Annotated in this window: 14 protein-coding genes; 7 read left to right on the forward strand and 7 right to left on the reverse strand. The window is 70.0% G+C overall.

The features are described from left to right. The first annotated feature begins 58 nt into the window (after positions 1-58). The 4 genes from HJC40_RS08865 (at position 59) to HJC40_RS08880 (ending at position 5,009) form a co-directional block, all read left to right on the forward strand. Positions 59-1,513: a Y4yA family PLP-dependent enzyme gene (locus HJC40_RS08865; RefSeq protein WP_250000149.1), complete on the forward strand. Its 1,455-nt coding sequence runs from the start codon at positions 59-61 to the stop codon at positions 1,511-1,513. Then, a complete protein-coding gene (locus HJC40_RS08870) occupies positions 1,510-2,817 on the forward strand; it encodes a pyridoxal-phosphate dependent enzyme (protein WP_250000152.1) in 1,308 nt (435 codons plus the stop codon). Before HJC40_RS08865 ends, HJC40_RS08870 begins: the two co-directional genes overlap by 4 nt. Next, positions 2,817-4,004 (forward strand): aminotransferase class V-fold PLP-dependent enzyme, encoded by a 1,188-nt coding sequence (locus tag HJC40_RS08875; protein ID WP_250000154.1) that lies wholly within the window; start codon positions 2,817-2,819, stop codon positions 4,002-4,004. Before HJC40_RS08870 ends, HJC40_RS08875 begins: the two co-directional genes overlap by 1 nt. Before the next feature lie 276 nt (positions 4,005-4,280). Next, complete coding sequence (locus HJC40_RS08880) at positions 4,281-5,009, forward strand: trans-aconitate 2-methyltransferase (protein ID WP_250000156.1); 729 nt, start codon at positions 4,281-4,283, stop codon at positions 5,007-5,009. A gap of 579 nt (positions 5,010-5,588) precedes the next feature. Here the strand turns inward: HJC40_RS08880 and HJC40_RS46585 are convergent. The 7 genes from HJC40_RS46585 to efeU form a co-directional block, all read right to left on the reverse strand. Continuing rightward, a complete protein-coding gene (locus HJC40_RS46585) occupies positions 5,589-7,829 on the reverse strand; it encodes a DUF222 domain-containing protein (RefSeq protein WP_374271381.1) in 2,241 nt (746 codons plus the stop codon). Positions 7,830-8,413: 584 nt separating this feature from the next. Further along, complete coding sequence (locus tag HJC40_RS08895) at positions 8,414-13,177, reverse strand: ExeM/NucH family extracellular endonuclease (protein WP_250000158.1); 4,764 nt, start codon at positions 13,175-13,177, stop codon at positions 8,414-8,416. A 298-nt stretch (positions 13,178-13,475) separates the two neighbouring features. Then, entirely contained in the window at positions 13,476-15,050 is a 1,575-nt protein-coding gene (locus tag HJC40_RS08900; protein ID WP_250000160.1) for a DHA2 family efflux MFS transporter permease subunit, read from the reverse strand. A 147-nt stretch (positions 15,051-15,197) separates the two neighbouring features. Next, entirely contained in the window at positions 15,198-15,584 is a 387-nt protein-coding gene (locus HJC40_RS08905) for a BlaI/MecI/CopY family transcriptional regulator (RefSeq protein WP_250000162.1), read from the reverse strand. Positions 15,585-15,657: 73 nt separating this feature from the next. After that, positions 15,658-16,890: an iron uptake transporter deferrochelatase/peroxidase subunit gene (gene efeB, locus HJC40_RS08910; protein WP_250000164.1), complete on the reverse strand. Its 1,233-nt coding sequence runs from the start codon at positions 16,888-16,890 to the stop codon at positions 15,658-15,660. Between the two features lie 65 nt (positions 16,891-16,955). Beyond that, positions 16,956-18,086, reverse strand: a complete 1,131-nt coding sequence (gene efeO, locus HJC40_RS08915) for an iron uptake system protein EfeO (protein WP_250000166.1) — start codon at positions 18,084-18,086, stop codon at positions 16,956-16,958. A gap of 69 nt (positions 18,087-18,155) precedes the next feature. Continuing rightward, positions 18,156-19,013, reverse strand: a complete 858-nt coding sequence (gene efeU, locus HJC40_RS08920) for an iron uptake transporter permease EfeU (RefSeq protein WP_250000168.1) — start codon at positions 19,011-19,013, stop codon at positions 18,156-18,158. Positions 19,014-19,285: 272 nt separating this feature from the next. Between efeU and HJC40_RS08925 the strand changes: the two genes are divergently transcribed. The 3 genes from HJC40_RS08925 to HJC40_RS08935 are packed head-to-tail and all read left to right on the forward strand — an operon-like array spanning position 19,286 to position 23,067. Continuing rightward, positions 19,286-21,172 carry an SCO2524 family protein gene (locus HJC40_RS08925; protein ID WP_250000170.1) on the forward strand — a complete coding sequence of 629 codons (1,887 nt, stop codon included), beginning with the start codon at positions 19,286-19,288 and terminating at the stop codon, positions 21,170-21,172. A 3-nt stretch (positions 21,173-21,175) separates the two neighbouring features. Next, the gene (locus tag HJC40_RS08930; RefSeq protein ID WP_250000172.1) at positions 21,176-22,096 is read left to right on the forward strand and encodes an SCO2523 family variant P-loop protein; all 921 of its coding nucleotides are present in this window, start codon (positions 21,176-21,178) and stop codon (positions 22,094-22,096) included. After that, the gene (locus tag HJC40_RS08935) at positions 22,093-23,067 is read left to right on the forward strand and encodes an SCO2522 family protein (RefSeq protein WP_250000174.1); all 975 of its coding nucleotides are present in this window, start codon (positions 22,093-22,095) and stop codon (positions 23,065-23,067) included. The genes HJC40_RS08930 and HJC40_RS08935 overlap by 4 nt, the downstream gene beginning before the upstream one ends. Positions 23,068-23,071 lie beyond the last annotated feature (4 nt).

Raw genomic sequence — 23,071 nt, forward strand, 5'->3', positions numbered from 1 at the left:
CGGGCTTGTCGACCCTGCCGCACTGACCTGCTCAAACGGCCATCCGGGGAGTCGTCCTGTGCCTGCCTCACCGCCACTCCTGCTCACCCCCAGAATAGAGCCGATCACCCAATCGGTTCTCGACGCGAGCGCACTGCTGCGACAGCTCGCCGACGGCCTCGGGTCCCCCCTCAACATCGTGGTACCGGAAGCGCTCGACGCCAATGTGGAGGCTTTCCGGGCGGTCTACCGGCGGCACCGGCTGCGCGGTCACATCTATTTCGCGCACAAGGCCAACCGTTCCGCGGCGTTGCTGCGCCACCTCGCCGCCACGGACGCCGGTGTCGATGTCGCCTCGCTCGCCGAATTGCAGCACGCGCTCGGCGCCGGGTTCGAACCCCGGCGGATCATGGCGACCGGCCCGAAGAGCCGCGAGTTCCTCTGGCTGGCCGCGCGCAGCGGGATCACCGTGAACGCGGACTCCCTGGACGAGCTGAGTGAGCTGGCCGGCCTGGTCGCCGCCCGCCGGCTTCCCCGCGTACGCGTCCTGGTGCGGCTGGCCGAGTTCGCCTCGCGCGGCGTCCGGCTGGTCAGCCGGCGCAGCCGCTTCGGGGTGCCCTTCGACATGCTGTCCGAGGCGCTCGACCGGGTGGACAAGCACGCCGACCAGCTCGAACTCGTCGGCGTGGCCTACCACCTGGACACGATCGGCCTGCCCGAGAAGGCCGTCGCGCTGGAGGGCTGCCTGGCCGCGCTGGACGAGTGCCGGCGCCGTGACGTGCCGGCCTGGTCGATCGACATCGGCGGCGGGTTCGGCGTGAACTACCTGGCCGACGGTGAGCAGTGGGACCGGTACACGTCCGAGCTGGCCCAGTCGGTGCTCGGGCGGCGGCCGCCGCTCACCTGGAACGGGCACGGCTACGGGCTGCGCAACGAGGCGGGGACCCTGCGCGGAACGCTCGGCCTCTACCCCGCGCACCGGCCGGTCTCGGGTCCGGCCTACCTCGACCAGCTGCTCTCGACCACGGCGCCCGAGCAGCGCCGGCCGCTCGGCACGCTGCTGCTCGACAGCATGGGCGACCTCGACATCGAACCGGGCCGGGCGCTGCTCGACCAGTGCGGTCTCGTGCTCGCCCGCGTGCTCGAGGTGCGGGAAGGGGCCGACACTCTCGTACGGCTCGACCTCAACGCGAGGGATGTGAGCCTCGAAGAGCACGGGGTGTTGATGGATCCGGTCATCATCCCGGGGGACTCCGCCGGCATTGCCGGGCCGGCGGAGGTCTTCCTGCTGGGCAACCTGTGCCTGGAATCCGATCTGATCACCCGGCGCAAGGTGGTCCTGCCCGTCCGGCCCCGGCCCGGCGACCTGCTGGCCTTCGTCAACACGGCCGGCTACTTCATGGACTTCAGCGCCACTCATGCGCTGCGTCAGCCCATCGGCCGCAAGGTCGCCCTCTTCCGGCGGGGGGACGCCTGGAGCTGGTGCCTCGACGAGCAGTACTGGCCCGTCCCCGAGCGCACGGAGGCAGCATGAGATTCGACGACATGACCGAGGCCGTCGGCAACACCCCGCTGGTCCGCATCGACCCGGCGGTGCACGGCCTGCGCAACATCGACCTCTACGCCAAGATGGAGCTGCTCAACCCGTTCGGCTCGCTCAAGGACCGGGCCGCGTTGCAGATGATCCGCCCGCTGCTGGCCGGCGCCGTCGAGCGCGGCGACACGGTGGTCGAGCTCTCCAGCGGCAACACGGCCAAGGCGCTCGCGATGATCGCCGGTATGCACGGGCTGCGCTTCAAGAGCGTCACCAACCGGATGAAGGTGCCCGAGGTCAAGGACCTTCTGCTGCTGCTCGGCGCCGAGATCGACGAGCTGCCCGGTCAGGCCGAGTGTCTCGACCCGAGCGACACCGAGGACCCGCTGTCGCGCATGCACCGCACGCTGACCAGCAACGGCAGCGGCTATGTGCACACCGACCAGTACTTCAACGAGCGCAACGTCGAGGCCCATCTGCACGGCACCGGTCCCGAGATCATCAAGGACCTGGACGGCCGGGCGCCCGACTACTTCGTGGCCTGCGTCGGCACCGCCGGGTCGTCGACCGGTGTGGCCCGGGCGCTGCGCCAGCACGACCCCGACGTACGCGTCATCGGCCTGGTCGCCGCCAAGAGCGACTTCATCCCCGGCATCCGCACCATCGACGAGGTGCACGAGGTCGGGCTGTTCGAGCCCGGCGTCTACGACGCCATCGAGACGATCACCGCCGACGAGGCCATCGACGGCCTGCTCACCCTGGTGCGCCGATGCGGTACGCCGGCCGGCCCCACCGGCGGCGGCGCGTTCCAGGGCGCGGTCCGTCACCTGCGCGCGATCGACGCCGACCTGACCGAACGCCGCACCGCCGTCTTCATCGTCTGCGACCGGATGGAGAGCTACCTGTCATATCTGCGCGAGCGGCGGCCCGCGCTGTTCGGCCGTCCGCCCCGGCGCAACGACCCGCGCGACCTGACCGAGGACGACATCGCCGCGGCCCCCACGGTCGAGATCGAGGAGGCCCAGCGGTGGCCCGGCCTCGTCGTCGACCTGCGCAGCCCGTACGCGTTCCAGGCCCTGCACATCGACGGTTCGATCAACATCGTCGACGAGCTGTTCGCCGAGACGCTCCACGGTGGACTGCCGTTCAGCCGCCGCCGGCCCGTGCTGCTGGTCTGCCCGGTCGGCGAGAAGTCGGCCCGCTACGCGGCTCTGCTCACCCGGATGGGCCACCCGTCGGTCCGGTCGCTGGCCGGCGGCATCATCGCCTGGCGCGACGCCGGCGCGCGGCTGGTACGTGACTGATGACCCTCGACCTCGACCCGGCCCTCGACCCGGCCCTCGACTTGGACGTCCGCTCGCAGTTCCCCCAGCTGGTGCGCAACCCCGGCGTCGCCTACCTCGACAGCGCCGCGACCGCCCAGAAGCCACAGGCCGTCCTCGACGCGGTGACCGACTATCTGACCAGCGAGAACGCCAATGCCGCACGCGGCACCTATCCGTGGGCCAACCGCACCACCACGCGCATCTCCGACACGCGCGACCAGATCCGCCGGTTCCTGGACGACCCGTCACCGGCGACGTCCGGCGTGCACTTCGTCAGCGGCACGACCGAGGGCCTGCGGACGGTAGCGCTCGACTGGCTGCCTCAGGTGCTGCGCGACGGCGACGAGATCATCGTGCCGTTCGCCGACCACAACGCGAACGTCGTACCCTGGCTGGACGCGGTCGAGCTGCTACAGCGCCAGGGCACCCGGGTCGTCGTGCGCGCCCTGCCGTACGACTCGGCGCACGACTACGACGCGGCGCGCCTGCCCGTCGGCCCCCGCACCCGGCTGATCGCCGCCACCCACGTGCATCACGTCTACGGCAACGACATGAACGTGCACCGGCTGCGCGCCGCGGCCGGCCCGGACATCCCGATCTGCCTGGACGCGGCGCAGAGCTTCGGCCACCTGCCGATCTCCGTACGCGATCTCGACGTGGACTTCGTGGTCTTCTCAGGCCACAAAGCGATGGCGCTGCCCGGGATCGGCGCAGTCTGGGCCCGCAACCGACGTGGACCCGCGTTCACCCCCGCCGGGTGGAGCGGGTCGCCGAACACCGCCGGGATCGTGAGTCTGGCAGCCGCGATGGACTGGCTCTCGTCCGTCGGGCTGGACCGGATCGCCACCCACGCGGTGTCCCTGGCGACCCGCCTCACCACCGGGCTGGCCGGCCTGCCCAGCTACGAGGTGCTCGGCTGCCGGACCAGCCTGACGGCCGACTCCCCGGTGCAGCGCCGCCAGGGCATCGTGACGTTCCGCCACCGAGACATCAGCTCCAACGACCTGGGCTTCATCCTGGCGTCCGACAACCTGCTCGTCCGAGCCGACGGCCACTGCCAGGCCCCCGAAGGCGAGAAGACCGAGTCCGTACGGGTGAGCGTCCACGCCTACAACTCCGCCAACGAAATCGACCGACTCCTGGCCACACTGTCCGCACTCGACTGACCGCGCACGTGGACAACCAGCCCAACAAACCAACCAGCCCCCAGCGACGCCACCCGCACCCGATCGACCGCGCCCGTCAACAACTCGCCGACCAAACCGGCCAGTTCCGGCGACGCCATCCGCACCCGATAGACCGTGTCCGTCTACGACTCGCCCGACCAAACCGGCCAGCCCCGGAGACGCGGTCCGCGCTGGATTCGTGGGGTCGCCGCGACAGCCGACCACTTCGCCTGTTAGAAATGGTTGTCGTTTCCGCTCCCTCTGAAGGATGGGCAGATGCCGTCGACCGCCCTCGACCACGCCCGCTGGCGCACAGCCTGGGATGAGGTGATGGCCGGCTTCGTCCCCGGGCTGGACAGCCTGGAGGCCTCCATCGGCACCACAGCCGAGACCGTTCTGGGCCGCCCGCCCACCCGAGTCCTCGACCTGGGCGGCGGCCCCGGCGTGGTGGCCGCCCGCATGGCCGAGCGCTGGCCCGGCACCCGCGTGACCCTGATCGACATCGACCCGGTGCTCCTGACCCTGGCCCGCGACGGCGTCCCCCCGTCCGTGACAGTTCTGGACGCCGACCTGGGCGAGCCCGGTTGGACCGAAGCCGCCGGCACCGGCTACGACCTCGTCACCGCCGTCATGACCGTCCACTACCTACGACCGGAGAGCATCCGGGCCCTGTACCGCCACTGCCGCCAGGCCATGTCCCCCGGCGGCCTGCTGGTAGTGGCCGACCTGATCCCCGACGACAACCTCCCCACCATCACAGAGGCCCTCAACCCGGCCCCCGGCGAAGCCGCCGCCGAACTAGCCTGGACCCAATGGTGGGGCGAAGCAGCCCAAGCCTTCCCCCCACTCATGGCCGCCCGCGCCGACGTCTTCCGCCACCGCCCACCCGCGAACTTCGCCGGCGACACCACCTGGCACGCAGCCGCTTGCCGAGCCGCTGGCTTCCACGAGGCCGGCCTCCTCTGGCGCAACGGCCGCCACGCAGCCCTGGCCGCCCTCGCCTGATCCACCAACCGGCCCCCGGCAACCCGGCGCCAACCGAGGGTCGGGTCCGGCCCGTCAGCCCGATCCAGTCCGTCAGCCCGATCCGGCCCGTCAGCCCGATCCGGCCCGCCGGGTCCGTCGGTCCGGTCGTCGGTCGAATCAGGTCTGTCGGTCGAGTCCGGTTCGGTCGGTTCCGTCGGGTCCGGTCCAGTCGGATCGGGTCCGGTCCAGTCGGGTCCGGTCCGGTCCGGTCGGGTCCGGTCCGGTCCGGTCGGTCGGTCGGGTCGGGTCGGGTTCAGTTGGGTCGGGTCCAGTTGAGTCCAATCGGGTCGGGTTCAGTCCGGTCCATTGAGTCGGGTCCAGCCGGGTCGGGTCGGGGATCATGATCGCCGGGTGGGTACATTTCGGCCACGTCTGGTTATTCGGGAAGCGTTTGCGTGCCCGCACGGGACGGCGGAACCGGACGTCTCTTGGCTCTGGGGCGTTGGTCGGGTAACTGACTTTGTGGATCTCGACGTGAGCTCAGGGAGGGCACGGACTCGGCTCAGGCGTTGGTCCTAAGCCGGATGATCCGGGGGCTACTCGTTCGGCGGTAGGCAGCTATTGGCGTCGGTGGTAGAGGTTGCGCCGCGGTCGTCGCAGTGGGTCGACGGTCGGGGGCGGGTAGAAGTCCGGGCACTGGTCGGGACCGAGGCGGATCTGCCAGCCGCCACCCGGGTGGTGGACGAGGCGATGGTGATGTCGGCAGAGCAGCACCAGGTTGTCCAGGCTGGTGGGACCACCGTTGCTCCAGGCGGTGAGGTGATGGGCGTCGGTCCAGCGCGGCGGCCGATCACAGTCGGGGAAAGCGCAGCCCCGGTCGCGCACGTGCAGGGCGCGGCGCAGCGGGCCGGTGGCTAGTCGGCGGGCACGCCCTGTGTCGAGGATTTGCCCGGCCCCGCCTAAAACGAACGGCAGGACTCGAGCGTCACAGGCGAGCCGACGCATCGTGGCGGCCGACAGGCGCAGCCCACTGTCGGTGGTGCCGATCCCCAGGGTTCCGGGGGTCGGCGTCCCATGGCCCTGGACGCCGTTGCCCATAGTGACGGTGTGCGGGGTGCAGCTGCCCGAAGTCTCGGTGTGCGTGAGGCCGTTGCCCAGAAACTCGGTGTGCGGGGCGCCGGCGTTCGAAGTGCCGATGTGCGGGAGGCCGCTGCCCGAACTCCTGGTGCCCGCGGCGCCAGCATGCGAAGTGCCAGTGCTCGAACTGCCGATGCCCGGGAGGCCGCTGCCCACAGTTTCGATGCCCGACGCGCCGCCATTCGAGGTACCGGTGCTCGAAGTGCCGATGCGCGAGGTACCGGTGCTCGAAGTGCCGATGCGCGAGGTACCGGTGCTCGAAGTGCCGATGCGCGAGGTACCGGTGCTCGAAGTGCCGATGCGCGAGGTACCGGTGCTCGAAGTGCCGGTGCGTGAGGTACCGGTGCTCGAAGTGCCGATGCGCGAGGTACCGGTGCTCGAAGTGCCGGTGCGTGAGGTACCGGTGCTCGAAGTGCCGGTGCGTGAGGTGCTGACGAACGGGATGCCGGTGACCGGCATGCGGGTGAGCAAGTCGTAGGCGACGGTGACGGCCAGCTGGGGTGGTTCGCCGCCGTCGGCGGGCAGCTCGCCGGTGCGCAGGGCCAGTCGGCAGATGTCGATCAGGGCGTCGGCGCGGCGGTGCTCTGCGGTGCGGTCGTCGCCCGGCATTGGGGTGCACAGCGGGTGCAGGGCGGCGTGCATGATGGCGGCGTCTTCGGTGCCGAGCAGGCCGGAGACGCGGACCAGGCCGTCGGATGGCAGCGACAAGGTGAACTTGCGACGGCGGTGGGCGCGGGCTTCCTGACGGGCCAGGGCTGCTTCGTCGGCTCGTTCGGCCAGCTCCGGGGCGACGTGGGCCAGGATGCGTTCGCCCACTCGGCGTAGTTGGTAGGCCGGTAGCCGCTCGGCCATGCCGATCATCGTGGTCTGGGCCAGCTCAACCAGTCGCGACACATGGCTCGGACTTAGCTCCCCGCCATGGCCAACGCCGTGGTTGCTGCAGCCGCCACCCTGCTCGTGGCCGTCGCCTCCACCATGCTCAGGGCTGTCGCAGCCGTGGCCGTGGCAGCCGTGGTCATCGCCACCGTGGTGGCAATCATGGCCATCGCCTCGGCCGTAAGAGCAGTCGCCGCTACGGTCGCTGTCGCCGCCATGGTCGCTGTCGTCGCTCTGGTCGCCGGGGCCGCAATCATGGTCATTGCTCTGGCCGCTGCAGCCGCCATGGCCGTGGCCGCAAGCTCTGCGGCAGTCGTTGCTGACGTCGGCGTCGCCGTCGTGGTGGGCGTCGCCGTCGTGGTGGGCATCGCCGTCGTGGTGGGCATCGCCGTCGTGGTGGGCGCGGGCATCGCCGCCGAGGTGGGCGTGCGCATCGTCGTCGTGGTGGGCGTCGCCGTAGTTGTGGGGGGCCAGGTCGCTGGGGAGGGCGTCGAGGGTTTCGGCGATCGCGGTGGACTGGCGGAGGTTGAGGTGGCCTTCGAGCACCGCCTGTTCCACCGCGGGGTGCCGGCTCAGTGCGGCGGCCTGCGCGGCCAGCTCGCGGGCCGGTTGCGGATCTAGCAACAGCAAGCTGCGCAGCCAACCTGCGGTGGTGCGGTGGCCCTGCGCGGCGGGCAGACCGCCAGTGACGGCCTGCTGTACCAGCCGCGCCTGCAACGCCGCGGCGCACTGCTCCAGACGATGCGCCGCCTTCAGTGACGCGGTCAGCTCATCGTCAGCAAGCGGCCACAACAAGCACGCGGCGAGTTTCGCCACGTCCTCACTGAGCTGCTCCACGTCCGCCATCACAGCAACCATAATCGAACATACGTACGACACTTTTGGAGCTCGGTCCGCCGCCAAAAGATCGACATTCACCATCTGAAGCGGATCATCAATGTGCCTCGACCCCCGAGGGCAGCACCCGCTTCGGCCGGGGGCACACGGGCGTCGTCGCGGCGGCCGAGGCCAAGACAAGTGGCTTAAGTTGCCTCGCGCACATGCGGTCACGGCAAACATGACAACAAAGCTGCCCACGCCATCGCTCGGCCGCGCCGAAGCCGAGATACGCGACTCCAAGCCGACCTACAGGCCGAGCCGACCTACCAGGCCGAGCCGACCTACCAGGCCGAGCCGACCTACCAGGCCGAGCCGACCTACCAGGCCGAGCCGACCTACCAGGCCGAGCCGACCTACAGGCCGATAAGTGAAGCGCCCGAACCATCCACGGAGAGCCTGACGAACTCGAGCCGAAGGTTCGCCAAGGACGTTGCGATCGACGACCGCGCACCCCGTAAACCAAGAGGCAGGTGCCAGAGTCGCTGAGGCCGCGTCCACAGTGAAGCCCCCACCTCCACGATCGGAGACGGGGGCTTCACGCGAACCACGTACTACTTGGTGACCTTGACCGTGTAGGTCTGGGCCGACGCGGTGTTACCCGCGCGGTCCGTCGCCTTGTAGGTGACCTTCAGGGTGCCCTTCTCGACGCCCTTCACCGCGACGCTCCACCGGCCCAGCAGCAGCGACGGCGTGTCGGTCAGCACCTTGGCCCGGGCCGCCGCGTCGCCCTGCGACGACGCCTTGACCCACTTGCCGCCGTCGTAGAAGTGCCACTTGCCGGACCGCTCCTGGATCAGCGTGACCTGGACCTTGTCGGCGCCCACGCCCTTGTCGGCGGCGAAGCCCGACACCGCGCGCCACGACGACGCCGACGCCGGGTTTCGCGGCGCATCGAGCGTCACGACCGGCGCGTACGTGTCGGCCGTGACCTTCACCGAGCCGGCCGTGACGGCCTGCCCGGCGCCCGCCGCGTTGTACGGCGTCACCTTGACCGCGTACGTGCCGGCCCGGGGATAGGTGTGGGCGACCAGCGCGCCGTTCGCCGACATGGTGGCGGTCGCGCCGTCACCCCAGTCGACGACGAGCTTGCCGGCGCCGTCCACCTTGCTCACGGCCAGGACGACGAACTGCGAGGCCCAGATCGACTTGGGCTCGAGCACGTACTTGCCCGGCTGCGGCTTGACCGTGACGACCGCGGCGCCTTCGAACGTGGCCGCTGCGGTGTTGCCGGCCTGGTCGGTCAGTTGCACCGACACCGTGTACGAGCCGGGGGCGGCGTACGTGTGGGTCGCGGTGCCGGCGGTCAGCGTGACCGGCGCGGAGCCGTCACCCCAGTCGACCACCCGCTTGGCCACATCGTCGGCCACCGCGACCTGCGTCAGCGTCGCGGCCTGGCCCGGCCACAATGCCGTCGTCCCGAGCTTGTACGACCCGGTCGGCGGCGTGCTGTCGGCGACCCCGGCAGTGCTGCGCGGGGTGGCGTCGGCCGTGATGGGGGAGTTGGCGGCGAAGTAGTTGACCAGCATCGTGAGGTCGTTGTCGCCGGTCGTGACGCGGTTGTTGCCCTCGCCGAGCGTCCGGAAGTTGTCGCCTCCCGCGGCCAGGAACGAGTTCGACGTCACGCGGTAGGTGCCCGTCGGGCTCAGCACGGCGCCGTTCAGCTTGAGGGTCGACGCGATGATGCGCGAGCCCCGGGGCTGGCTGACGTCGTACGAGTAGGTGAGCCCCTTGGACGAGCCCAGGTGCAGCACCGGCCGGGACGCCCCGTCCGGCTGCCACTGCTCCTCGAGCACCTGCTTGATCTGCGCGCCGGTCAGGGTCTGGGTGACCACGTCGTTGGCGAACGGCTGCACCGCGAAGGCGTCGGCGTAGGTCACCGTGCCGTCGGTGCGGTAGAGCAGGTCGGCCCGCAGTCCGCCCGGGTTCATGAAGGCGATCTGAGCGCCTCCGCGGCCCGGCGCGCTGGTCTGGTCGAGCTGCACGTCGGCGATGAAGTTGCCCAGCACCGACTCGGCGCCCCGGTCCTCGGCCCCGGCGGCGCTGTAGGCCCGCTTGACGTCCGCCGTGATCTTGCCGAGCGGCTGCTTGCCGAGCTCGCTGGCGGTCTCCTTGGCCTTGGCCACGATGGCCGCGACCTCGGCGTCGGCCGGGTAGCCGTTGACGTCGAGCAGTTCGGCCGTCGACTTCGTGACCGACTTGGTCGCCGGGTCGTAGGTCAGCACGGCCTTGCCCAGCCGCAGTCCGTAGTCCTCGGCCTGGATCACCGGACGGGTCCGGTCGGTGCCGGGGACGGGAACCTCGAACGCGTACGGCTGGTGGGTGTGCCCGCTGAAGATGGCGTCGATCTCGGCGCTCACCCGGGTGAAGTCGCCGAAGACCGGGTCGGCCTGCAGCGCGGCCGCGGAGCCGATGTTCTCGGTGGCCGCGCCCTCGTGGGCCAGCAGCACCAGGACGTCGGCCTCGCCGTTGGCCGCGTTGCCGTCGGAGAGCTGCGTGGCCAGGGTGTTCGCCTCGGCCACCGGGTCACGGAACTCGACCCCGGCGATGCCGTCCGGGCTGACCAGCGACGCGGTCTGCTCGGTGACCACGCCGATGTAGCCGACCTGGACTCCGCCCAGCGCCTGCACGCTGTAGCCGGGCAGCACCCGCTCGCCGTTCTTGTAGACGTTGGCGGCCAGGAAGGGGAACTCGGCCCGTGACGACACCCGGCCCTGCAGGTCGGCCAGTCCCTTGTCGAACTCGTGGTTGCCGACTGCCGAGACGGCCAGGCCGCCGGCGTTGAGCGCGTCGATCGTGGGGTTGTCGCCGTCGATCGCCGAGATGAAGGTGGACGCGCCGATGTTGTCGCCGGCCGAGATCCACGCCGTGTTCGGGTTGGCCGCGCGCAGCTGGTTCACCATCCCGACGAGCTGCGCCGCGCCGCCGTTGCCGGCCGACGGCTGCTCGAGCCGGCCGTGGAAGTCGTTGATGCTCAGCAGCTGCAGGTCGACCGGTCCGGTGGCCTTGGTCGACAGTCCGACCACCACCGGGTCGTGGTCGCTCGCCCGGTACGGGCCGTCGTCGTAGAACGGGGCGTAGCCGTCGTACTCGTAGGCGAACGACTCGACCGAGTTGATGTTCCAGACGTCCACGCCGGTCACCCGCGAGGCGAGCGGGGCCGAGGCCAGGGCGTGGTCCAGCGAGCCGGACTCGCCCCCGAAGACGTACGACGCGTCGCCGGCGTCGGCGACGTTGGTGTAACCGGCGTCGGCCAGGACCTGGATCGGGTCCTCCCGGCTGTACGCGTTGAAGTCGCCCAGCAGGAGGACCTCGTCGCTGCCGCTGGAGGTCTTGAGCTGCTGAACGAAGGTGGCCAGCGCGGCGGCCTGCCGCTTGCGGTCCCCGTTGTACGCGCCCTGCCCGTCACCGGTGTCCACGTTGTCACCGGTGGGCTCGACCGAGGCGCTCTTGGACTTGAGGTGGTTGGCGACCACGGTGAAGGTGGCCGAGCCGGCGGTGAAGGTCTGCGCGATCGGCTCGCGCGCGTTCGCCCACACCGACTCGTCGTTCACCGACCGGGCGGCGCCCTTCGGCGTGACCGCGGCCGGCTTGAAGATGATCGCCGTCGTGATGAAGTCCTGCTGCGCCGCCGCCGGCAGGTCGGCCGGCGAGCGTACGTAATCCCAGGTGCCCGCGCCGTCCTCGGCGTTCAGCGCCGCGACCAGCGTCTTCAGCGCGACCTGAGGATCATTCGGCTCGAAGCGGACCGAGTTCTCGATCTCCATGAGCGCGACCACGTCGGCGTCCAGCGCGGTGATCGCCGAAACGATCTTGGCCTGCTGCTTGGCCAGCGCCGCGGCGTCGGTGGCGCCCCGCGCCTCGCCACCGAAGTGGACGAAGTAGTTGAGCACGTTGAAGCTGGCCACCCGCAGGTCGCCACCGACGTCGGCCGGACCCGCCGTACGCGGGTTGGTGTCCTTGAACGTCGTCTGGAGCGAAGCCGGGTCGGTCGGCTGGAGGCGCCACTCGCTGAAGCCGAAGCTCAGCACGCTCGGGCCGAACTTCTCCACGGTGTCGCCCACCCGGACCGGGTTGTCCTTGGTCAGGTAGGTCGGCGGCAGACCGGCGGTGGCGAGGTTGGTGGTCCGGCCGTCGTCGACCAGGACGCGGCGGGCCTTGTTGCCGGCCTTGATCTGGCCGGCCTCGGCCGAGCCGGGACGGGCCAGGTCGGTCGGGATCCGCGCGACCTCGTTGCCGGCGGCCAGGATGATCTCGCCGAACCGGTTGGCGTTGTAGACGTCCGAGACCGTGTACGCGCCGACCGGCGCCACCAGCATCGACTCGACCGACTCACGGCCGGCGTCGTCGAGCGGCAGGCCCAGCGGCACCGGGGCGGGCAGCGCGACACCCGTCGCGCAGACCTGGGTGTCGGTCTTGGCCGCGGTGGTGATCTCGGTGAGCCCGTTGGACTCGCTGACCGTGCCGGTCACGCGCACCTGGTCGCCGATCGCCACCGAAGGCTGGTTGGGGCCGAAGAAGACGAAGACCGCGTCCGAGGCGGTGCCGGACGCGACCGGGCGGTCGCCACCGGTGCCTGCCGTCTGCACGTAGACGCCGTTGTAGCCGCCGGTGCGGTGGTCCGCGGTCACGACGCCCTCGACGGTGACCTTGGCCCCGGCCACCGGAGTGCCGGCACCGGTGCCCTGCACCTGGGCGATCGTGTGGGTGACGGTCGCGGCGCAGTCGGCCGGCGGTTCCTCGGGCTCCTCGGGCGTCGCCGAGTTGATCGTCCCGAAGCTGGCCGCGGCCGGGGCACGCCAGGTGCCGTCGATCTTCTGCAGGGAGGACCCCACCGCCGTCGAGTCGAGCTCGGCAACTCCGAGGTCCACGCTGGCCCGCCCGGAGGCCGGCCCGCCGGAGGCGGTCAGCACGCCCTCGTAGCTGACGAACTCGGCGACCGAGCCGTCCGGCTTCACCAGGGCGACCCCGTCGGGCGAGCCGTTCTGGAGGCCGTTGGCCGGGTACGTCTGCACGACCACACCGGCCGCCGGCACAGCGCCGCTGAGCGTTGCCGTGTTGTAGACCGCGCCGCCGCTGCCGTTGTAGAGGACGATCTGCCAGCCGGTCAGGTCGAAGCCGGACGGGGCCTGCACCTCGACGGCCTCGCCGCTGTCGGCGCCGGCGTTGTCGTAGTGGATCTCACTGAGGAATGGGTCGCCGGGCTCGGCGGCCACGGCCGGTCCGGCCAGGCTCAAGCCGACGGCGGTGGCGAGGGCCGCCGCGCCGATCGCTCGTAACGCGGCCGCGGACGGACCCCGGCGCAGATATCGATGCATGGAAAATTTTCCTCCGAAACAAGGTGACCCGCCGGAGGCTATGGAGTCTGCATGACGATCGATTCTCGATCGGGTAACGGTTAAGCATTGGGCCAGGTGAATGCCGAGTGGACAAAGCCTGATCGATCGTTTTTGGCCACGCTTGCCGAACGTTTCTCACCGGCGCGGTCAGCCGGCTCAGTCTCGCAGGATTGTTGACCTTTGTCCGGCAAAAACGGTGGAACTCGTCCCAGCAAAAAGGACGAACGCCCCGCCTCCGCTCGATCAGCGGGGACGGGGCGTTCGCAGCGCCGGAAGATCAGTGCATCATGATCGGCGTGTCGACGGCGGGTTCGCCCGGCGCGCCGGGCGCGGCGCCCTGACGGCGCTTGCGCGGCAGGAACGCGATCGGGATGAACGTCGCCAGCACCAGACCGAAGCCGACCCAGAACGTGGTCGCGAACGAGTCGGCCGCGAACTGCAGACCTCGCGCGAGGATCTCCGGAGGAAGCGGGATCTGGGCTCCCTGCTGGCTCGCGATCGCCGCACCGGCCTCGGTGATCGGCTCGCCGGTCTGCGGGTTGTTCAGCCCCGGCACCGGAGTGGAGCCGTTCAGCTGGCTGGTCAGGATCACGGACATGATGGCCGTGCCGATCGAGCCGCCGATCTGCTGGAGGATGTTGACCAGCGTGGACCCGCGAGCCACCTCGACCGGCTGCAGCGTCCGCAGCGCCGAGGTCATGATCGGCATCATCGTGCCGCCCATGCCGAGACCCATCACGAACAGCGATCCGCACAGGAACAGGTACGACGTGTCGGTGTCGACCTGGGTGAAGCCGAAGAAGCCGACGGCGATCAGCGCCATCGCGAACGGCACCGTGCGGCCGACCGGGATCTTGTCGGCCAGCATGCCGGCGATCGGCATGGTCAGCACCGCGCCGATGCCCTGCGGCGCCATCAGCAGACCGGCGTCGAGCGTTCCCTCACCCCGGATCTGCAGGAAGTAGCTGGGGAACAGCAGCCCGGCGCCCATGAACGCGATCACGAAGACGAACAGCGAGACGGTGGCGACCGACAGGTTGCGGTTGCGCAGCAGCCGCAGGTCGAGCAGCGGGTGCTTCGGCTTGAACGAGTAGAACACGAAGCCGATCACCAGCAGCGCGCCGACCAGCATGGTCACCCACACCTTGGTCGCCGTGATCGTGCCCGTCTCGGGCAGCGACGAGACGCCGTACAGGAACAGGGCCAGCCCCGGCGAGAGCATCAGCATGCCGACGAAGTCGAACCGCTCGGCCGGGTGGGCCTCGTCCTTGGGCAGCGCGAAGTACGCGTAGACGAGCGCGGCCGCGCCGATCGGCAGGTTGATCAGGAAGACCCAGTGCCAGCTGGCCACCTCGATCAGCCAGCCGCCCAGGATCGGGCCGCCGATCGGGCCGAGCAGCATCGGGACGCCCAGCACGGCCATCAGCCGGCCGATCCGCTCCGGGCCGGCCGCGCGGGTCATGATCGTCATGCCGATCGGCATCAGCATGCCGCCGCCGAGTCCCTGCAGGACGCGGTACGTGACCAGCTGCTCGATCGAGCCGGCGGTGGCGCAGAGCACCGAGCCGAGCGTGAACAGCAGCAGAGCCATCATGTAGAGCCGCTTGGTGCCGAACCGGTCGGCGGCCCAGCCGCTCAGCGGGATCACCGTGGCCAGCGCCAGGGTGTACCCGGTCATCGTCCAGGCGACCTGGGCGTACGTCGCGTTGAACTCGGTCTGGAAGGTCGGTAGGGCGACGCTCACGACGGTGATGTCGAGGATCGACATGATCGCCCCGAGCACCACCACCCCGGCGATCTTGAGCACCGCGGCGTCGAGCTTGGCCGGAGGCGCGGCGGTTTGGTCGGTCACGAGAGAACTCCCCCAATTTCTGCCTTGTTCAGGCCGCGCGCTTTCTCGAACCCCCACGCGCACAGAAGCGTCCATGCTGCCATTGCTTGGTTTCCGGCAGCATCCCGTTTTCGGCATGCCCTCAGGAAAGGACGTCACCCGGGGGTTTCAGTCGCCCGGGGGATCCTGCTCCAGAAGTTCCCGCAGCAGACGCTCGTCGTCGGGGCTGAGGTTGCTCACGAATCGGCGCAAAACGGTTGCCCTGTCGGGTTCTACCTCCATCAGGCGGCTCATCCGGTCGGCGACGAGACCGGCGGGGGCGCTCAAGGCCCCGTACCGGAAAGCTCTTCCGTCCCGATGACGGGCCACCGCGCCCTTGTCGAAAAGGCGCGTGAGAGTCGTCACAACGGTGCTGTAGGAGATCGAACCGGCCGGCTCGAGGCGGTCGCGGACCTCGCCCGGCGTCAGCGGCCGGACCGCGGAGTCGAGGACCGTCATGATCTCGATCTCCAGCTGGCCGGGCCGGCGCCGGCCACCCCCCGTCGGCGTGATCACCAAGCGACCCTATCGATTCCTGTGAGGTCCTGTGCACCTGAGCCCGGTGCACCGCGGCGCCATGCGACGAGCTCTACGCGAACAGCGAGCGGCCCCAGAAGTCGTCGGCCGCCCGCAGCCCCGGCGGGCACGCGAAGACGCCGCTCGACACGTGCCGGATGTATTCGTTCAGGACGTCGTGGCGCGCGAGCTTCTCCTGGACGGGCACGAACTGACGGCGAGGATCCCTCTGGTACGAGATGAAGAACAGCCCGGCGTCGAGCCGGCCCAGCCCGTCGGAGCCGTCGACGAAGTTGTACCCGCGCCGCAGCATGCGCGCGCCGCCGTTCTCGCTCGGGTGGGCCAGCCGTACGTGCGCGACCTTGGCGATCAACGGCTGGCCCTCGCCGTCCACCGCCGCGAAGTCGGGCTCGTCGAACTCGGCCGAGCCGCTCAGCGGGGCGCCCTCGCCCTTGTTGCGCCCGACGATCGTCTCCTGCTCGACCAGCGACGTCCGGTCCCAGGTCTCGACGATCATGCGGATCTTGCGAGTGACCAGGTAGGACCCGCCGGTCATCCAGCCCGGTCCGTCGCCCTCACGGACCCACAGGTGCTCGTCGAGCAGCGCGGGCTCCTCGGCCTTGAGGTTCGCGGTGCCGTCCTTGAAGCCGAAGAGGTTGCGCGGGGTGGCCTGCGCGGTCGAGGTCGACGACGTACGCCCGAAGCCGAGCTGCGACCACCGGACGCTCACCACGCCCATGCCGATCCGCGCCAGGTTGCGGATGGCGTGCACCGCCACTTGAGGGTCGTTGGCGCAGGCCTGGATGCAGATGTCGCCACCCGAGATCTTCGGGTCGATCGTGTCGCCGGGGAACTTGGGCAGCTCGGCCAGCGCGTCGGGCTTCTTGCCGGCCAGCCCGAAGCGGGCGTTCTGGAACAGGCTCGGCCCGAAGCCGATGGTCAGCGTGAGATCCGCCGCCGGCAGGCCGAGCGCCTCGCCCGTGTCGTCGGGCGGCGCCTCGGGGATGCCGCCGATCGCGCCCATCGTCCCGGCCTCGAGCCCCGCGGTCATCCGGGCCGCCGCGGCCGTCCACGACTCGAGCATGCCGACCAGCGCCGCGCGGTCCTTGGTGATCACGTCGAACGCGACGAAGTGCAGTCTGTCCTGGGCGGGCGTGACGATGCCGGCCTGCCGCTCGCCGTAGAAGGCCGTCGCCGGGCTCGCCGCGGCCGGTTCGCCGCCGCCTCCGCGCATCGCCACCGCGCCGGCCGTGGCCGCGCCGATCACGCCCGCGCCGGCCAGTCCGATCACCTTGCGCCGCTGCATTCTCCTCAGACCCTTTCCGACGTACGCCGATGGAGCCGGGCCCACGACGGGCCCGGCGTCCCCACCTACTTGCCGGCGACCAGCCCGGCGACCTTGCTGATCGGCTCGGCCAGCGCGTTGATCTCGTCGCTGAGCACCTTGAGGTCGGCCTGGCCGAGCTCGTTGTGCAGCTTCCAGCCGTCCCCGTCACGGTGCTTCTCGAGCGCCGCCTCGGTCGACGCGAACCGCTGGTCCAGCGTCTTGACCAGTGCGGCGTCCTTCTCCTCGAGCGCCGGGCGCAGCGCCGCGATCGCCGCCTGGGAACCCTCCACGTTGGCCGCGAAGTCCCACAGGTCGGTGTGCGAGTAGCGGTCCTCCTCGCCGGTGATCTTGCCGGTGGCCACCTCGTCGAGCAGTTCCTTGGCCCCGTTGGCCAGCTGCACCGGCGAGAGCGTGGCCTTGTTGGCCTCGTCGACGATCTTCTGCACGTTCACCAGCAGCTCGTCGGCCATCGGGCCGGACTTGCTGATGTCCTTGGTGACCCACAGGTCCTTCTCGATGCGGTGGAACCCGGTGAACTCCTGGCCCGGCTCCTGGTCGCCCTCGCGTCCGTCGATCTTGGGGTCGAGGTCGCCGAAGATCTCCGCGACCGGCTCGATGCGCTCCCAGTAGGTGCGCGCGACCGGGAACAGCGCCTTGGCCTTCTCGGCGTCGCCGCCCTTGACCGCGTTCACGAACTCGGTGGTCTTGTCGATCAGCGCGCCGGTCTGGCTCTTCACGTACCGCTGGTAGTCGGCCGTGGCCTGGGCCAGCTTGGCGTCCTCGGTGAGCGGCGCGGCCGAACCACTGACCTTGAAGCCGTTGCGGATGCCCTTGCCGATCATGCCGGGCTTGCAGGCGGTCTCGTACGTGCCGGCGGAGAGCTCCACGATCAGCTCGCGCGACAGGCCGGGCGCGATGTTCTCGACCTCGCCCATCACCCGGTCACCGGGGGCGTAGACGTAGAACTCGGTCACCTTGTTGCCCTTGTTGGCCACGGCGAACTTGACCGTGCCGGCGTCCGACTCGGACGACGCGACCTTGCACTCGGTGTCCGAGGCGTCGACGGTGATCTTGTCGCTCGACGCGGCGTCCGACCCTTCGTTGCCACCGCAGGCGGCGAGCGGGACGGCCGCCGCGGTGGCGGCGACGAGGGCGAGCAGGCGAGGGGTACGCAACGGGTCTCCTATGTCATTTCAGCGATCAGGTGTTCCGGTGACGTGCGCGGCGGTGCGCCCGGGGGCGGGTCAGGAAGTGGCGGGAGCCGGCGCGGGCTCCGGGGCACGATCGGGCGTTTCCGACCGCTTCGGCCGGCTCGGCCACAGGAAGATCACCAGGACCGGGATGCCGTACGCGAGCCAGGCGATCGTCTCGATGACGGTGGGCGCGGGCGTGAAATTGACCATGCCGCGCAGCAGTTCGGCGTACCAGGCCCCGGGCGGCCAGGACGCGCTGACGTCGAAGGCCGTGGTGTTGAGGCCGGGCAGGATGCCGGCCTCCTGCAGGTCGTGGACGCCGTACTTGAGGATCCCGGCCGCCACGAGCACGAGCAGGGCCCCGGTCCAGGTGAAGAAGCGGCTCAGGTTGATCCGCAGGGCGCTGAGATAGAGGAGCCAGCCGAGCGCGACCGCGGTGAGCAGGCCCAGTGAGACGCCGATCAGCGGGCGCACGCTGTCGGTGGTGCCCTGCGCGGCGGCGTAGAACAGGATCGAGGTCTCGAGCCCCTCACGGACCACGGCGAGGAACGCGACGCCGACGATGGCGAGCGGCCCCACCCCGATCGCGTCCTCCATCCGGCCGCGCAGCTCGCGGCCCATGTGCCGGGCCATCCGCCGCATCCAGAAGATCATCCAGGTCACGAAGGTGACGGCGACGATCGAGGCGACCGCCTCGAACAGCTCCTGGTGCGTGAACGAGAGCCGGGCGACCCCGAACTGCAGCAGCGCCGCGAACCCGATCGACAGGACCGCGGCCACGGCGACACCGGCCCAGACCCATCGGAGGAGCGGCTTGCGATCCGACTTGACGAGGAACGCCACGAGGATCGAGACCACGAGCGTGATCTCGAGCCCCTCACGCAGCCCGATCAGGTAGATGGCCGTCATCGAACTCCTCAGGTAAGCCAACCCTTACTACACTGAGGCTCACTTTCTTTTATTCGCTTGTAGAAGTCAACTCACGTCGAATGAATCACGCCGGCTCCTGACCAGCTCGCTGCCCGAGCCGCTCGGCAGGACGGTGCCGAAGCGGAGCACAGCGAAAAATCACCCGGCAGCAGACCGGCATCAGTCGACTACGCTAGGTTCACTGGCCGCCAGAGGCCGCTCGTCGGGCCCGCCCGGCCGCGGCAGTCGAGTCGTGGACGGGGTTCGAGGCTATGCGGGTTCAGCCACGCCAGCAGTTGCTGGACATCTGGGAGGCCATCGCACGATCCTCCTGGAGAAATGGCGAGTGGGTCTCCGGCGGACGACTCGGCGGCAACTCGATCAGCGATGCCGAGCAGTTGCTGTGCCTGCTTCTCCCGGCCACCCAGATCGAGACGTTCAACCTGGACCGTCCCGATCAGACAGCCGACCGAATGGTTCATGCGCTGCGCCGGATGGGAACCGCGACCGATATCCCGCGCATCGTCACCAAGATCCTGAACGACTATTTCGAGCGGTACACCGAGGAAGGCGCCCCGATTTTCTCGGGCGGCGGCTACTACGAGCTGCTCGACACCGAGGACGCCGACAAGACGGCCCCCGCAGAGCTGACGACGTTGCCGATAGTCGACTCCTACGCGCTCTCGATCACGCTCTCGCTGGCCACTCTGGGTTTCGTCCGGGTCTATCGCCGCTCGGTGACGCGCGAGGACGTGCGCGCGGCCATCGGTCAGCTCGAGGCGGCGGCCAGCGTCCGGCTCAGCGCGGCCATGGTCGGCCTGCTGCGCAGCTTCTCGGTGAACGTCTTCGCCGTCGACTCCGACGAGGGCAACCGGCTCTGCACGACCGTCAACCAGAACGGTCTGCCCCGGCGGTCGGTGGTCGCCCAGTTGCACAACAAGCTCCGGCAGACGATCGCCAGCTTCCGCGAGGTGCTCATCGGCTCCGGTCAGACCTCCGACCTGGAACTGCCGGACCGGCTCTTCGAGTGCGGCTGGTCGTGGACCGTGGTCCGGGACGCTCCCCAGGTCGAGACGTCGGAGAAGATCGGCGAGCAGGAGCTCGGCGTCGGCCAGGACCAGCCCTATCTCTACTTCACGGTCATCGCGCTGAACGCGGTCGAGGACCTGTTCTCCGAGCGCACCCGCATCCTGGGCCTGCTCAACGAGGAACAGCAGCGCCTGGCCCGTGCGCTCCAGCTCCGGTCCGACCTGACCCGCACCTACTGGGCGACGGTCGCGACCTTCGGCGAGGGCGGCAAGTGGCCGCTGGAGAACATCCCGTGGCGCACCACCAACGGGGAACAGTCGGACTACTTCACGCTTCAGGTGACGGCCCTCGCGGTGAAGGGGCTGGAGCAGCTCCGGGGCAGCGACGCCGAGCTCGCCCGGGTCGGCCGCGTCCTCGCCACCCTGGCCGAGCGCGCCCGCATCACCAGCCGCGCCGTCGCAAACGACCCCAACCTGGTCATGCACTACCCGGGCGTACGGCTGGCTCTGGTCGGCAGCGACGAGCCGGCGCTCGACACCGACGAGAAACGACCGCTGCTGGCCTGGTCGGTGCCGGAATTCGCGGCCTTGCTCCTGCTCCGGTCGGCCAACGTCGCCAACCTCATCAACGACCCGGACGAACGGTCGCGCCTGCTCGACCTGGGTGACGAGGTGTGGGACCACCTCGCCCGGCGGCGGCTGGGCCGGGGCGACGGCGCCGGGCTGTGGGACGACCCGTTCCGGGTCTTCTCCGACCTGGCCGAGGTCTTCCCCGAGGCGGCCCACGCCGAGCGGGGCGCGTCCTGGTATTACACCGAGCGTGTCGTCGAGGCGCTGGTGGCGGTGGCCAAAGTGCTCGATCAGCCGCCCACCCGCGACGATGGCCTGACGCAGTACGCGGTCGACCTGCTGCGCGAGGCGGAACAGATCTACGACCGCGAGCTACTCAGCGGCAGCGCCGAGGGCGGCCCCCAGCTCCGCAACACCTTGCAGAAGGTCGAGAGCACGCTGCGCCGGGCCCGGGAGATCTTGGCCGAGCGTCCGGGCACCGCGGCCGCACTGGCCATCGACATCCTGCGGGAGCTCGATCGGCTCGAAGCCGCCCGGGACGACCTCGCCACGGAGGTCTGACCCGTGCTCATCTTCGCCGCGTCCGACAAGGGCGGCACCGGCCGCTCGGTGACCAGCAGCAACGTGGTCTATCGCAGCGCGCTGCAGGGCAACGACGTCTGCTACCTCGACTTCGACTTCGGCTCGCCGACCTCCGGCGCCGTCTTCGACCTGGTCTCCGCCGAACGCGGCATCAAGGGCGCGTCCGGACTGCATTCCTATTTCCAGGGGCTCGCGGCCGAGCCGCAGCGGTTGGAGATCTGGGAGGAGTCCGACCGCCGGGAGCTGCGCGGCCGTCCGGGCGGCGCCGGCCGGATGGTGTTGATGCCGGGCGACGTCGACGGCGGGGAGTTCGCGGCCACCAACGAGATGATCGAGCGGTGCCGGGCGCTCTTCCTCCGGCTGGACGAGGAGTTCGACCTCTGCCTGGTCGACCTGAGCGCCGGCCGGTCGCACGCGCTCGAGATGGTGCTGGCGGCCACAGCCCACCCTTCGCTGCAGGCCGTCAAGTGCCGCTGGCTGATCTACCACCGCTGGACCCGGCAGCACGTGATCGCGGCGTCCGGCCTGGTCTACGGCGACAGCGGCATCCTCAACACCGGCACGCACCTCGGTCACGTCGCCCGCGATCTCAAGGAGTCGCTCCGGTTCGTTCACACGGCGGTCGTCGATCCGGATTCGACCGAGCTGTCCGGGCTGCAACCGCAGCAGGTCGCCTGGCTGCGGGCCTGTGACGCCAACCTCAAGGAGCTGGCCGGCCAGCTGCGGGTCGGGCGCTCGCTCCAGCTGGGCTCGGTGCCCCTCGACCCGGTCCTGCAGTGGCGCGAGCAGCTCATCTCCGACGGCGATGTGCTGATGCGGGGCATCGCCAACGAGGCGACCAGGGACGCGTTCGAGACCCTGGCCAAGAAGATCGTGGACGACTCAGCCTGGGAGCCGCAATGACGAGTCCCTGGTCAGTGGACGCCACCGAGTCGGTGGCACAGCGCCGCGCGCAATCGACTCCCCTGTCCCACCTCTCGATCGAGCTGGGCCATCTCTACTCCGAGGAGTTCCGGAACGGCCCGGAGAGCCTGGCCCGCTACTTCGAGCGGATCATTCCGTGGATCGAGGCGGCTTCGAGCATCCTGCGTCAGCGGGTGCCGCGCGGGCGGCCCCGCATCAGCACCTGCTTCCTGGTCGACGACTACTTCGCGCGGTTCAGCTCGCCGGCCGAGGTGCTGCCTCAGCTGATCAAGGCAGCCGAGACCCAGAACATCACCATCGACTACATCGCCCGCGAGTCCGGCTGCGCCGTGGCCGACGGCGTTCCCCTGGCCGACCTCGTCCTCAGCCGGATCGTCCCCGACCCGTCACCGGACAGCACCGGCGTCCGGCCGCCGGTGACGGTGAGCGGGTGGCTGTGCAACGGCCGGCGCGGGCCGGAGGTCTCCAGTGGTCAAGCGATGGCCGCTCCCAGCCGGCAATGGCACCCGCCGGCCGAGAACGGCGCCCTGAACAGCCACTCGATCTTCGTCGACGTCCAGCTCTGGGACGAGGAGGCCGGCGCCCGGACGTGGTCGTGCCCCTACCTCGCGGCGATCTGGCAGTTGCTCCGGCTCGGCCTGATCCGGCACCACGGCGGCGTGGTCGCCGCGCCGGTCACGATGGAGCGGTTCCCCGAGGAGTGGGACCGTCTCCCGGCGATCGTGCAGGTCAATCCCCGGGCCGAGGCGTTCAGCGCCTACTCCACCTTCTCGGTGCTGGGCAACCGGTTCCTCAACGTCGAACATGCGGTCCGCACCATCCTGCAACAGGTCAACGTCGAGCAGGTGATCACCGACCAGGTCCGCTCCCGCAGTGAACGCGAGGGCATGCCCCTGCCCGCCGAGTTGTGGCAGCGCATCGAATACCTCTTCGTGGCCGACCGCGACTGACCGC

This window comes from Actinoplanes sp. M2I2 (assembly GCF_023544445.1).
In the GTDB taxonomy this organism is placed as follows: Bacteria; Actinomycetota; Actinomycetes; order Mycobacteriales; family Micromonosporaceae; genus Actinoplanes.

Excerpts from the sequence above, each read along its gene's own strand:
- HJC40_RS08870 (WP_250000152.1), top strand. The coding sequence starts at position 1,510 with ATGAGATTCGACGACATGACCGAGGCCGTCGGCAACACCCCGCTGGTC.
- HJC40_RS08875 (WP_250000154.1), top strand. The coding sequence starts at position 2,817 with ATGACCCTCGACCTCGACCCGGCCCTCGACCCGGCCCTCGACTTGGAC.
- HJC40_RS08880 (WP_250000156.1), top strand. The coding sequence starts at position 4,281 with ATGCCGTCGACCGCCCTCGACCACGCCCGCTGGCGCACAGCCTGGGAT.
- HJC40_RS46585 (WP_374271381.1), bottom strand. The coding sequence starts at position 7,829 with ATGGCGGACGTGGAGCAGCTCAGTGAGGACGTGGCGAAACTCGCCGCG.
- HJC40_RS08895 (WP_250000158.1), bottom strand. The coding sequence starts at position 13,177 with ATGCATCGATATCTGCGCCGGGGTCCGTCCGCGGCCGCGTTACGAGCG.
- efeB (WP_250000164.1), bottom strand. The coding sequence starts at position 16,890 with ATGCAGCGGCGCAAGGTGATCGGACTGGCCGGCGCGGGCGTGATCGGC.
- efeU (WP_250000168.1), bottom strand. The coding sequence starts at position 19,013 with ATGACGGCCATCTACCTGATCGGGCTGCGTGAGGGGCTCGAGATCACG.
- HJC40_RS08925 (WP_250000170.1), top strand. The coding sequence starts at position 19,286 with ATGCGGGTTCAGCCACGCCAGCAGTTGCTGGACATCTGGGAGGCCATC.
- HJC40_RS08935 (WP_250000174.1), top strand. The coding sequence starts at position 22,093 with ATGACGAGTCCCTGGTCAGTGGACGCCACCGAGTCGGTGGCACAGCGC.